This window comes from Arthrobacter sp. JZ12, assembly GCF_035189165.1.
GTDB lineage: Bacteria > Actinomycetota > Actinomycetes > Actinomycetales > Micrococcaceae > Arthrobacter_D.
In genome coordinates, this window is the sequence record NZ_CP045246.1 from 2,570,080 (window position 1) to 2,582,241 (window position 12,162).

The 12,162-nt window shown below is 65.3% G+C and carries 11 protein-coding genes; 6 read left to right on the forward strand and 5 right to left on the reverse strand.

Annotation, left to right across the window (positions count from 1 at the left end; translation table 11 throughout):
• Positions 1-23 precede the first annotated feature (23 nt).
• Positions 24-1,445, forward strand: a complete 1,422-nt coding sequence (locus GC088_RS11890) for a PucR family transcriptional regulator (protein WP_323959206.1) — start codon at positions 24-26, stop codon at positions 1,443-1,445.
• Positions 1,446-1,523: 78 nt separating this feature from the next.
• On the forward strand, positions 1,524-2,156 hold the full coding sequence (locus GC088_RS11895; RefSeq protein WP_323959207.1) for a putative glycolipid-binding domain-containing protein: 633 nt from the start codon (positions 1,524-1,526) through the stop codon (positions 2,154-2,156).
• On the opposite strand, the gene GC088_RS11900 is transcribed toward GC088_RS11895, so the two are convergent.
• Positions 2,157-3,833 carry a sensor histidine kinase gene (locus GC088_RS11900; RefSeq protein WP_323959208.1) on the reverse strand — a complete coding sequence of 559 codons (1,677 nt, stop codon included), beginning with the start codon at positions 3,831-3,833 and terminating at the stop codon, positions 2,157-2,159.
• A gap of 142 nt (positions 3,834-3,975) precedes the next feature.
• Here GC088_RS11900 and GC088_RS11905 point away from each other — a divergent pair, with 142 nt between their 5' ends.
• The 4 genes from GC088_RS11905 to GC088_RS11920 are packed head-to-tail and all read left to right on the forward strand — an operon-like array spanning position 3,976 to position 7,786.
• Positions 3,976-5,097: a PP2C family protein-serine/threonine phosphatase gene (locus tag GC088_RS11905; protein ID WP_323959209.1), complete on the forward strand. Its 1,122-nt coding sequence runs from the start codon at positions 3,976-3,978 to the stop codon at positions 5,095-5,097.
• Positions 5,094-7,046 (forward strand): glycosyltransferase, encoded by a 1,953-nt coding sequence (locus GC088_RS11910; RefSeq protein ID WP_323959210.1) that lies wholly within the window; start codon positions 5,094-5,096, stop codon positions 7,044-7,046. Before GC088_RS11905 ends, GC088_RS11910 begins: the two co-directional genes overlap by 4 nt.
• A complete protein-coding gene (locus GC088_RS11915; RefSeq protein ID WP_323959211.1) occupies positions 7,030-7,362 on the forward strand; it encodes an STAS domain-containing protein in 333 nt (110 codons plus the stop codon). Before GC088_RS11910 ends, GC088_RS11915 begins: the two co-directional genes overlap by 17 nt.
• Positions 7,355-7,786 carry an ATP-binding protein gene (locus GC088_RS11920; protein WP_323959212.1) on the forward strand — a complete coding sequence of 144 codons (432 nt, stop codon included), beginning with the start codon at positions 7,355-7,357 and terminating at the stop codon, positions 7,784-7,786. Before GC088_RS11915 ends, GC088_RS11920 begins: the two co-directional genes overlap by 8 nt.
• Before the next feature lie 42 nt (positions 7,787-7,828).
• On the opposite strand, the gene GC088_RS11925 is transcribed toward GC088_RS11920, so the two are convergent.
• The 4 genes from GC088_RS11925 to GC088_RS11940 form a co-directional block, all read right to left on the reverse strand.
• Positions 7,829-9,295, reverse strand: a complete 1,467-nt coding sequence (locus GC088_RS11925) for an FAD-dependent oxidoreductase (protein ID WP_323959213.1) — start codon at positions 9,293-9,295, stop codon at positions 7,829-7,831.
• A gap of 87 nt (positions 9,296-9,382) precedes the next feature.
• Positions 9,383-10,600 carry a uroporphyrinogen-III C-methyltransferase gene (gene cobA / locus GC088_RS11930; RefSeq protein WP_323959214.1) on the reverse strand — a complete coding sequence of 406 codons (1,218 nt, stop codon included), beginning with the start codon at positions 10,598-10,600 and terminating at the stop codon, positions 9,383-9,385.
• Positions 10,597-11,352 (reverse strand): ABC transporter permease, encoded by a 756-nt coding sequence (locus tag GC088_RS11935; protein ID WP_323959215.1) that lies wholly within the window; start codon positions 11,350-11,352, stop codon positions 10,597-10,599. The genes cobA and GC088_RS11935 overlap by 4 nt, the downstream gene beginning before the upstream one ends.
• A 67-nt stretch (positions 11,353-11,419) precedes the next feature.
• Entirely contained in the window at positions 11,420-12,151 is a 732-nt protein-coding gene (locus GC088_RS11940; protein ID WP_323959216.1) for an ABC transporter ATP-binding protein, read from the reverse strand.
• Between the last annotated feature and the right edge of the window lie 11 nt (positions 12,152-12,162).

The following is a 12,162-nucleotide window of genomic DNA, read 5'->3' on the forward strand; positions in this document are numbered from 1 at the left end:
CTGGCAGTTCTATAGTGGACGTTATGGCGATCACACTGTCGGCACTGCTGGCGACCCCGGCGTTGAGGCTGCAGCGGGTAGGGACGAGCCCGGTGACAGACGTGCCGGTGCAGTGGGTTGCCGTCACTGAGCTTGAGGATCCCAAGCCCTTCCTCAGCGGCGGCGAGGTAGTCCTGACCACAGGTCTCCGCCAAAAATCCGCCACCTCGCAGCGCAACTTCGTCCGGCATGTCCATGCTTCGGGAGCCCTGGCTGTGGGCTTCGCGATCGGCCTGAGCCATGAGACGGTTCCGGCAGCCTTCCTCGACCAGGCGGACGAGCTCGGGCTACCGGTTTTCCGCGTGCCCTATGAGACCCCGTTCATCGCAATCGGGAAGATCGTTGCTGATTCGCTCTCCGCCGAGCACTACGCCCGGCTGGAGAACCTGCTCAAGGGACACCAGGTGCTCGCTTCCGCACTGCTCGGCGGCGGGGGGCTCCCCCAACTTCTGCGCGAGCTGGCCGGAATGCTCCGTACCGAGGTGGCCCTCTCGCAGTACGGCAGCCCCATCTTCGCCACGGGTACGGGAGGCGAGGATTCCCCCGATCGAAGCTGGCACCGGCTTCCTGTGGCCACCGGGCTGAAGGACCGCTGCACGCTGGCGATTGCCGAACCCTACGAACGCGACGCCATCGTGGACTATGCGCAGAGCCTCATCAGCGTCGAGCTGAGCAACCAGGCGCGCCGCAGGGCGAGCGACCGTGCCGTCGTCGGGCAGCTGCTGCAGGACGTGGTGCGCGGCACGCTGTCCGGGAATGACGCCGCTGCCCGCCTCGGCAGCGCAGGCATCGACACTGCCCGGCGGCTGTGCATCGTCCTGGTCGACGTGGCCACGGGGCAGCGCCGCGCGCTGAGGACCCTTCCGGTACCTAGCCGCCAGCACGACGCCGTCACTGCAGTCCTCGATGACCGCCTGGTTCTGGCCGTTCCGGAAAGCGACGGGGAGTCGGTCAGCCGCGAGCTCAGCGAGTACCTCCACGGCGCCGGTTTCACCGCCAAGGTGGGCTTCGGCGGCGGGTATGCGCAGCCAAGCGGACTGCGGTGGAGCTACTTTGAGGCACGGGAGTCCCTGAACAGGGGGCTGCCGGTCAACAGGCCCGACCGGTTGAGCCTGACCTCGCTGCTCATGGCAAGCGAGGACGTGCCGCTGGCCGATCTGGCGGCCGAAGCACTCGACCCGGTGGCGGCCTTCGACGCGCGTCACGGAGCCGAACTCATGCTCACCCTCGAGAAGTACCTTGCGCTCAACGGGTCGGTTGCCGCCGTCGCCGATGCCCTGGAGCTGCACCGGAACACGGTGCGGTACCGGCTGCAGCAGATCGTTGAGCTGACTGGCTACGACCCCACCACCACAGCCGACCGGGTGCACCTCTATCTGGCGCTGAACGTCCGGAACCTTCGCTAGCTGCTTCAGAATCCTGGTTTCGCCGGCTCCTGAACCCGGGTCTGGCGCGCCGTCCCGTTCTCTCAATAAGGTGAGCGAATGGGTAATCAACTGCATACCAGTCTCCTGCACAGCTGGCAGGGGGTTGACGATCCTGCGCGGCTCGACTCCGCGACCATCAACCTTGAACCCGGAAGGTTGAGCGCGCACGGAACCTCTCGCACTGACTCGTATGCAATGAGCTGGGCGTTGACCACCTCGGATGGCTGGGTGACCCGCCGGCTCACCGCCACTGTCCACGGGCACGGCTGGAGCAGGCATATTGAGCTGGAACGTTCAGACGACGGGGCTTGGTCCTGCACTGCCCAGAGCTCCGGGGAGTGCGACCTTCCCGCTCCCGGCATTGACGATCCCGCACAGCTGGCCGGCGCGCTTGACTGCGATTTGAGCCTTTGCCCGGTTACCAACACCATGCCGATCCAGCGTCTGAACCTGCACGCGGAAGAGCTGGCGCCGGCCGACGAAACCTCGGTACTGGTGGCCTGGGTGGAAGTTCCCAGCCTGCGTGTGCTGCCCAGCCGCCAGATGTATAGCCAGTTGCGGCCCGTCGGTGCTGATCGCCACGGCGTGGTGCTTTTCAGTTCCGATAGTCACGGCTTCACCAGCGAACTACAGGTTGACCGGGAAGGAATTGTGATCGACTACCCCGGGCTGGCCACGCGGATCAGCTGATCATCCCGCGGCACCAGGCTCAACTCCGGGAATGTCCGGAAGCTCGAAAATAAAAGTGGTTCCCCGTCCGAGTTCGCTTCGGCAGTGGATCCGTCCCCCATGTTCCTCGATGATCGACCGAACAATGGCCAGGCCGAGTCCCACGCCGGGAATCGCCGCCTGGCGCACAGCCGAGGTGCGGAAGAACTTGGAAAAGACCTCTGCACTGTCCTCCGGACTCATTCCCATGCCCTGGTCCTCCACCTCGCAGACCACGGATCCCGGCATGCGCTGGGCGCGGATAGTGACCGTGCCGCCGGACGGCGAATACTTGATGGCATTGGACAGCAGGTTATCGAACACCTGGCCCATTCTGGCCGGGTCGAATCGTGCGGTCATGCCCTCCGGCACTTCGCTGACGATTTCGACGCCGGCTTCCCGCCCGCGCGTGTGCATGACCGCCACGGATTCGGCCACGGTGGCACCCAGATCGGCGGTAACCGGTGAAACCTCAGGCGCTCCGGACGCCGCGGCCAGGAGATCGTCCACAAGGCGGCGCAGGCGCGCGACGTTCCGGGAGATGACGGTCAGGCCCGTTTTCGTCTCCGGCGGGAGGTCATCGTCGAGCATGATCTCCAGGTAACCCACGATCACGGTCAGCGGAGTCCGCAGCTCGTGGGAGACCATGGCCACAAATTCCTCCTTGGCGTTAAGCGCGTTCACCAGCGTGGTCACGTCGTTGAAGGCGACGACGGCACCTTCACGCTTGCCGCTCTCATCCAGCATCACCCGGGCTGACGCGGACAGCACGCGCTGGTTCTCACCGGTTCCGATGCGGATGAGGTTGTCGGAATACGTTTCGCCCCTCACGGCCCTGATGGCGGGGCGTTGATCTTCCGGGATGGGCGTAATGCCGTCGGCCCTGAAAAGGAGCAGATCCTTCTCGGGAGCGTCCTCGCGTCCGGGCGGCATGCCGATGCGGTGGATTTCGCGCTGCCTGCGATTGAAGAGGATGTCGTGGCCGTCCGCGTCAATCGCTAGCAGTCCGACGTCGACGGTATTCACCGTCGCGTTCAGCAGCCGCTCGTTCCGTGCGCTGCGCTGCAGGAGCTGCTGCAGCGAGTGGTCCTTCTCTTCCATTGCCCGCTGCTGGTCCATCATGCTGGCAGTCATGACACGGATGGTCACGCCGATGGTGAAGATGATGACGGGCAGCAGCGCGGACTGTGTGAGTTGGGAGGGGTTAACCTCCGCATCCTGCAGGAAGACCGGCACCCAGATGATTGCGAGCGGCCCCAGCAGGCTCACGGCGAGGGCAAAACGGGGATGAAGTCCTGAAGCGCAGAGCCACAGAACCGGGAACACTGCCAGCAACCCCACCCCGAGAACCTCGATATCCGCGCCGAACCGGAGCAGGCCGATCGGTATGAAGCTTGCCACGGGAACGATAAGGAACAGTCCGTAGGGCAGTTTGTCCCAGGGAATCACCGCGGTAAAGAGAAGGATGGCCGCGGTGAGAATCATCCCCCACTGGTAGGCCGCCCGCTCCCACACCACCGGATGCAGGAAGATCGTGGCGATCGCCATCAGCGCCACGGTGATGGGAAGGGGTGCCAGGCTGAGCAGCACTCGGGCGCGCATCGACATCTCATGGAACTGCCGGGTGTTGAAGGTCAGGTAGGACAGAACGTTGTCCATGATGCCTCGCGCTCCTTAGCTCCGATGCAGCGGATAGACCAACTCTATAGAGCGGGTCCGACAGGCCGCATTCCAGCACGCCCCGCCGTCGTCGGGCGACCCTTTCTGTCCCCCGGCGTCCGGTTATGGGTTAAATGGGGTCATGACCGCATCAGCCCCGGCCCGCCGCGCCCTTGTCGTAGAAGACGATGCGGACATCCGATTTCTGCTCGTCAGCGTGCTCAAGCGTGAGGGATTCGCCGTGGACGAAGCGGCAACGGTACAGGAGGGCGTGGAGCTGGCACGCCGGGGAGTGGACCTCATCACCCTCGACGTCAACCTCCCGGATGGCAGCGGGCTGGACGCCTGCGCCCAGATCCGACCGATCTCCGACGCCTACATCCTCATGATCACGGCCCGTGGCAGCGAGATGGACCGCCTAAACGGGCTGGACACCGGAGCAGACGACTACATTGTCAAGCCCTTCAGCCCGCGCGAACTCGTGGCACGCATCAACTCCCTCTTCCGGCGGCAGCACCGGCTGCAGGTGGCGAACAAGGCCGCCAGCGAAGCTGACGCGGATGAGCGGCGCCGCGCCGCGCAAGTGCAACAGAGTCTCCTGCCGCGGCAGGGCCTCACACTGGGTGATTACGACGTCGCGGGCCGGTTCCGGCCTTCGCGTGCGGTGGGCGGTGACTTCTTTGACTGGTATCCCACGCCGGAGGGCATGCACTTCACGGTTGCAGACGCTATGGGCAAGGGAATGGGCGCAGCGCTCGTCGCGGCCACGGTACGTGCCGTGCTGCGCTCGACCTCCGAGGAAGCCGACCTGGAGGCGGCCTTTGCGGGTGCTGCCGCTTCGCTTGATGCCGACCTTGAGCGCGCGGGTTCCTTCGTGACCCTCGTTCACGGCCGGCTCTCCACGGCCGACGGCGGTGTGGACCTGATCGACGCAGGACACGGCCTGGCCCTGCACGTCCGTGCTGACGGTTCCTGGACGCGTCCCGCCGCGGGCGGTGTTCCCCTTGGAACGGTGCCCGGGTGGAAGTGGCAAGCCGCACGAGTGACCTTGGCTCCGGGCGACGCGCTCGCCATGATCAGCGACGGCCTGCTTGACTTGTATGAATCTCTTGATGAATTCGCAGGCGCAGCCGCGCGCATCATCGCCGCAACGGACTCCGCCGAGCTTGCCTGCAAGGAGCTGCTGATGCTCGGTGAGGATCCAAGGGTTGAGGACGATGTTACGGCCGTGGTGGTCCGCAGGCTCGGGAAGGTCGGGGAATGAGTGTTTTCTGGGTGAGGTTGCTGGTGGTCCTCACCGTGATTCTCGGTGTGAACTACATTGCCTGGCGCTGGCTGGAGTCCCTCAACTGGGCCGCCTGGTGGATTGCGGTTCCGCTGGTTATCGCCGAGACCTACAGCCTGATCGACGTGGCCCTGTTCGGGATGACCGTCTGGAAGCTCAAGCGCCGCACTCCCCCGGAGCCGCCTGCGAATGCAACCGTCGACGTCTTCATCACCACCTACAACGAACCCGTGGACATGGTGCTCAAGACCGCCAAGGCTGCGCAGCGCATCACCTACCCGCACAACACCTGGATCCTTGACGACGGCGCGCGCCCGGAACTGCAGGAAGCAGCCGAACGGCTGGGAGTCGGCTACATCACGCGTGGACCGGAGTGGGCCAACCGCCCCCGCCATGCCAAGGCCGGCAATCTGAACAACGCGCTGATGTCGACGACGGGTGAGTTTCTGCTCATCCTCGACACCGATCAGGTGCCCGATCCACGCATCCTGGACCGCACGCTCGGATACTTCAACAACCGGCGCGTCAGCCTGGTTCAGACCCCGCAATACTTCGTGAACGTTCCCGAAGACGATCCTCTTGGTAGCCAGGCACCGCTGTTCTACGGCCCGATCCAGCAGGGTAAGGATGGGTGGAACGCGGCGTTCTTCTGCGGCTCCAACGCCGTGCTCCGCAGGGAAGCGCTTATGCAGCTGGGGCTCTCCGGCTACGTCAAGGAAGTCGAGCGCGCAGTCAACACTGCTTTGAAGTCAGCTCGGGCGGCCGTTCGCCGTGCCCGCTCCTCACCGGAAGCAGCGAACCCGCTGGTCACGCAGCTCCTCAATGACGTCGACGAAGCCATCACGAAGGCGCACGCAGACAAGGCCGCCGGTGCCCCGCTGGCCGAGGTGACCTACCGCGTGCGCCGGTCGGTGGACCGCGCAGTACAGCAGATGGTTGCTGCCGACATGTCGGCAATGGAAGCGGATCTGGCGGAAATTGCCGCACTGGACCTCGCCGTCGAACCCGGTGTTGCGGTCCCGGACCTGGACGACGCCGTCGAAAAGCTTTCCGAGCGCCAGTGGTCGCCGCTGGGCGCGCTTGAGTCCGTACAGGCGGTTCTTGATGCGATCTCCATCGACCGCGACGACGAGGCCCAGCCGGTCATGCCGCTCGCCACGATTTCCGTGACGGAAGACATGGCAACCTCCATGCGGATGCACGCGATGAAATGGCAGAGCGTCTACCACCACGAGGTCCTTGCCTACGGCCTTGCGCCCGAGGACCTGAAGACGATGCTCACGCAGCGCCTGCGCTGGGCCCAAGGAACCATCCAGGTGCTGCTGCGCGAGAACCCTCTGGTTAAGAAGGGCATGTCCATCGGACAGCGGCTCATGTACTTCGCAACGATGTGGAGTTACCTGAGCGGCTTCGCCGCAGTGGTCTACTTCGCGGCCCCAATCATCTACCTGACGCTCGGCATCCTTCCGGTCACCAGCCTGAGTTTCGACTTCTTCATCCGGTTCCTGCCGTTCATGATCGTGAACCAGCTGCTGTTCGCCGTGGTGGGACGCGGCGTAAGCACCTGGCGCGGCCAGCAGTACAGCCTTGCGCTGTTCCCGACATGGATCAAGGCCTGCACCACCGCGGCACGCAATGTGTGGTTTGGGCGGCCGCTCGGTTTCGCGGTGACGCCCAAGGCGCGTCAGGACGGTGGTCCGAGCTGGAGCCTGATTCGGCCGCAACTGATCGTGATGGTCCTGCTTGCTGTCGCTTCGGTGGTTGGAATCATCCGGCTGTGGACCGGACACAACGAGCCGTTGGGAACACTGGTCAATATCTTCTGGGTTGTGTTCGACCTGATTGTTCTGAGCGTGCTGATCAAAGCCGTGAAATACGAGGGATTCGTTCCCGAAGAGGAGAGGAGTGCTGATGCAGTTCACGATTGAGGACAGGGGCACCTACACCGAGGTGATCGCCAACGGTCGGCTCAACATGGTCTCGGCGCCAACCCTTCGCTCGACGGTTGACGAGGCCGTCGGAGCGGGCAGTCGGCACATTGTGGTCAATCTTGCCGCGACCGAATTCATGGATTCCTCCGGCCTCGGCGCGCTGATCGGCTGCCTGAAGGTGGCGCGGCAGGCCGGTGGAGACCTGCGGATTGCCTGCGTACAGCAGCAGGTGCGTATGGTCCTGGAGCTCACCAACATGAACCGCGTCCTCGCTCCGTACGACACCGTCGAAGAGGCGTTCGCCAATGACTGAGAGCGAACTCCAGCGGCGCTTCGAGGCGGACGCCCGGCCAGAGGCGATCAATGACCTCCACGATGAGCTGGACCGGTTCTGGCACGGCCTCGACGAGGTCCCGTTCGAGGACCAGATGGCGTTCACCACGGCGGTGATCGAGGCGGCGTCCAACGTCGTCGAACACGGAGTCCCGCTGGATGGTGGGCTGCGCCTCGGGGTTGAGTTGAGCGCCACCCCCACCAGGCTCCAGGCACGAATCCTTGAGATCAATGCGGCAGCACACCCCGATCCCCTGTCCAGTGCGGGGGACAATCCTGGGGATGCAGAGTCGGGACGAGGGCTGTTCCTCATCAATGCCCTGGTCACCACGGTGACCGTGGAACGCCAGGGCAACACCAATGTCTGGGTGCTGTCCAGGGAATCCGGTACGCACAAGCACTAGCTTCGGCGTACCGGAACCCCGGCCGGCCCGGTGACGGCCCGGCTAGCTCCGGGACTGGGCGTCGACCCCGGCCTGCGTTTTGCTGAGCGCGCCGCGGGAAACTGACACCATGTCCTCGCGCGGAACCACCTTGATGCGCTCGCGGACCACGCCGTCGATCTCGGTCGCGGCGTCGCCCAGCGCACGTTCGTGCGCGTCGAGCGCAAGCCAGCCCTCCCACGTGGTGTACTCGACACCGCGTCCGGTCAGCAGCTCGACGACGGCGTCGTCGGACGGGGAGCTTGCCGCCGGCAGGTTCTCCAGGTCTTCCAGCAGGTAGGTAACGGTTTCCAGTGCGTCTCCCTTGGTGTGACCGATCAGGCCAACCGGGCCGCGCTTGATCCAGCCGGTCGCGTAGATTCCCGGCACATGGGCGCCCGAGGCATCCAGCACGCGTCCGCCGTCGTTAGGGATCACGCCACGCCTGTGGTCGAACTCGACCTCGGGAAGGGCGGAGCCGAAGTAGCCGACAGCGCGGTAAACGGCTTGTACGGGATAGTCGATGAACTCTCCGGTGCCGACTGCGTTGCCCGTGCCGTCGAGCTCGGTGCGCTCGAACTTGATGCCCGTGACCTTCCCGTCCTCGCCCAGCACCTCGACGGGGTTGTGGAGGAAGTGGAGGTGAAGCCTCCGGGAGGCGGTGAACTCTGCAGGGTCCTCCGGCTGCTCGGCGATCCAGTTAGTCAACGTGCCGACCATGGTCTTGGTCTGATTGTTCGTCTGGATCTGACGGTCCGATTCAGCGTCGAACTCGAAGTCCTCCGGGTAGAGCACAATGTCAACGTCGCGGGAGTGCGAAAGTTCGCGCAACTCAAGCGGCGTGAACTTGACCTGGGCCGGACCGCGGCGGCCAAAGACGTGCACGTCGGTGACCGGGGAGTTCTTCAAGCCCTGGTAGACATTGTCCGGAATCTCGGTGACCAGCAGGTCCTCGGCGTGCTTCGAGAGCATGCGGGCAACGTCGAGGGCCACGTTGCCGTTGCCGATCACGGCGATTTCCCTCGCCTCCAGCGGCCACTCCCGGGGAACGTCGGGGTGCCCGTCGAACCATGAGACAAAGTCAGCGGCGCCGAAGGAGCCCTCGAGCTCAATGCCGGGGATGTTGAGGTCGGCGTCCTTGATCGCACCGGTGGCGAAGATGACGGCGTCGTAATGGGTGCGCAGGTCCTCCATGGTGAGATCGGTGCCGTACTCCACGTTGCCGAAGAAGCGGATGTCGCCGCGGTCCAGCACCTTGTGCAGGGCGTTGACGATGCCCTTGATGCGCGGATGGTCCGGGGCCACGCCGTAGCGGATGAGCCCGTAGGGCGCAGGATAGCGGTCGTAGAGGTCGATGCTGACCGTGAGTTCTCCCGATGCCACCGGAGCAGACTTGGTGAGGATGTCGGCGGCATAGACGCCCGCCGGGCCGGAGCCGACGACGGCGACGCGCAGCGGACGGTTCAGGGAGAAGGTGGACGGTTGCGACACGGCTGTGTTCCTTTGCTGTAGTTCAGTGCTCGAAAGTTCAGTGCTTGCTGTAGTTCAGTGCAGTGCAGCTCTGGGATGAAGAAATGGCTAGTGCCAGGACGGTGAAAGGGCGACGACGTCGCCCACCACGATCACGGCCGGGGACTTTACGGCGCGTTCCTCGGCGAGGTCCGCGATGGTGTCCAGGGTTCCGGTGGTCACGCGCTGCGATTCCATCCACCCGTTCTCGATTATGGCTACCGGTGTGGAGGATGCACGCCCTCCGGCTACGAGCGATTCGGCGGAGCGGCGCAGCAGCGATACACCCATCAGAAGGATGAGCGTGTGGTCGCTTCCCTGCGGGATCATCCCCACCTGCTGGGTGATGTCCTCGTGCCCGGTGATGACGCTGAAGCCCTTGGCCACTCCGCGGTGGGTGACGGGGATACCGGCAGCCGCAGGCACGGAAATGGCCGAGGTGACGCCGGGGACAACCTCGACGGGGATGCCATGATCCCGGCAGTAGGCTTCCTCCTCACCTCCGCGGCCCAGCACGTAGGGGTCGCCGCCCTTCAGGCGGACAACCTGGTTCCCGAGCAGCGCCTGCTCGACGAGGATGCGGTTGATCTCGTCCTGCGGGACCGGATGGTGGCCCGGCAGCTTGCCGACCTCGATGACCTGAACCTCCGGTCCGAGCCCATCGAGCAGCGACCGTGGGCCGAGCCTGTCGGCGACGACGACGTCGGCCATCGCCAGCAGGCGCCGTCCGCGGACGGTGAGCAGCCCGGCGTCGGCCGGTCCCCCGCCGACGAGCGCGACGGAGCCGACGGCGCTCTCCCCTGTGGCACGCTCGGGCCGCCGGTGCCGGCGCAGCGGGAGCTCGCCCGATTCGAGGGCTGCCGCGACGCCGTCGCGCAGGGCTGCTGCCCGCTTCGGGTCTCCGTTCGTGTTGACTGCAACCGTCACATCGTCGATTCGGGCGACAGCCGGTACCCACGCGGTCGAGGCTGCCGGGTCCCCACCCTTGACGCACCAGATACGGGCGGCCTCGGTTTCCGCAGCCACAAGGTCCTGCACCTCCGTGGATCCGGAATGGGCCAGAACCAGCCAGGCGTCCTCGAGATCAGCGGACCGGTACTCGCGCTGCTGCCAGTCAAGCCGGCCCGCGGCTGCTGCTTCGGCGATGTCCTCGCAGGCGTACGGGGCTACCACGGTGACGAGCGCGCCGTCTTCGAGCAACGCTGGAATCCGGCGTGCGGCGACGGGTCCGGCACCGACAACGAGCACTTTGCGCCCGTTGAGCTGCAGTCCAAGGTGATAGGTCATCGTGAACCTCCGATGAGCAGGCCGCGGCGACGCAGCAGGCGCCGTTCAATCGGCCCGAAGACAAGCACTTCAATGACGACGCCGACCACCAGAATGAGGAGGATCGTTGCCAGGACGCCGCCGACGTCGTCCAGTTCCCTCCCCCGCTGCAGCAGCGTTCCCAGGCCGAGCCCGAGATCCTGGCCGCCGGCGATAATTTCGGCGGCCATCAGGGCGCGCCAGCAGAACGCCCAGCCCTGCCGCAGGCCCGAGATGTAGGCCGGCAGGGCGGCGGGCAGAACGATGTGCAGGGCGGTATCCAGCGTTCCGGCTCCCAGAACCCGTCCCACCTTCCGGTGGAGGGGTTGAATCTGGTCGACGCCGGCCAGCAGCCCGTTGACGATGGCCGGCACCGCGCCGGTGAGGACAACGAAGTACACGGTGGCATCGGTCACCCCGAAAAAGAGGATGGCCAGCGGCACCCACGCCACAGTCGGCAGGGTAAGCAGGAAGGTCATGTAGGGCGCGACGGCGGCCCGCAGCCAGGTCGACGCTGACAGCACCAGCGCGAGCGCGGTGCCGGCAAGCACCGAAAGCAGGAATCCGGGGATACCGCGGCCCAGGCTGGTCGCGATGCCCTGCACTACCTCGCCTGAGGCCCAGAATTTTCCGAGAGCGGCAAAAAGATCCATAGGACCGGTGCCGCCACCGATCGAACTTGCAAAGCCCCAGACGGTGAGTACAACGAACAGAGTGACGAGCGGCGCAAGCATCAACAGAACACTCCGACCCGGCGCCCGCAAGGATCCATTGCGGACGGGGCGGGGTTGAGCCAAACGTTCAGCTAACTGCGGCAAGGCCATGCACCTCCCTATGCAGGACACCCCGGATGGTCTCGGCCAGGGCGGCGCCGGCTACAGCGTCATGGCGCTGCACGTCCGATACCTCCCATTGACCGGCGATTGAACCGTCGTCGGACGCAAGCAGCACCACACGCTGGCCCAGCCGGATGGCTTCGCGGACGTTGTGGGTGACAAGGACAATCGTGCGGCCGGTGGCGCGCCAAATATCCTCCAGCTCGTCATGCAGAAAGTCACGTGTGATCGAATCGAGTGCGCTGAAAGGTTCATCCATCAGGAGCAGCGTCCGGTTCTGGGCGAGCGCACGGGCCAGGGCAACGCGCTGCTGCATGCCGCCGGAGAGCTGGTGCACCAGCCGGTTTCCCGCCTCGGGAAGCCGAACCGTGCGGAGCAGCTCCGCGGTCCTGGCTGCGCGTTCGGAGCGTGGGACGCCTGCGAACTTCAACGCCAGGGAGACGTTGCCCGCTGCGCTCAGCCAGGGCAGGAGCGCAGACTCCTGGAACATCACCGCGGCCGGCGGGGCCGTCACGATTCCCGAGTCGGCGCGGTCGAGGCCGGCGATGATGTTGAGCAGGGTCGACTTGCCGGAACCGGAGCCTCCCACCAGACACAGGAACTCACCCTCGGCGATCGACAGGTTCAGCCCGGCGAAGACCGGGGTGCCCCCGAAGTTCTTCGTCAGGTTCGAGACCTCGACGATCGGGGCGCTCATGGCGTCTGGAG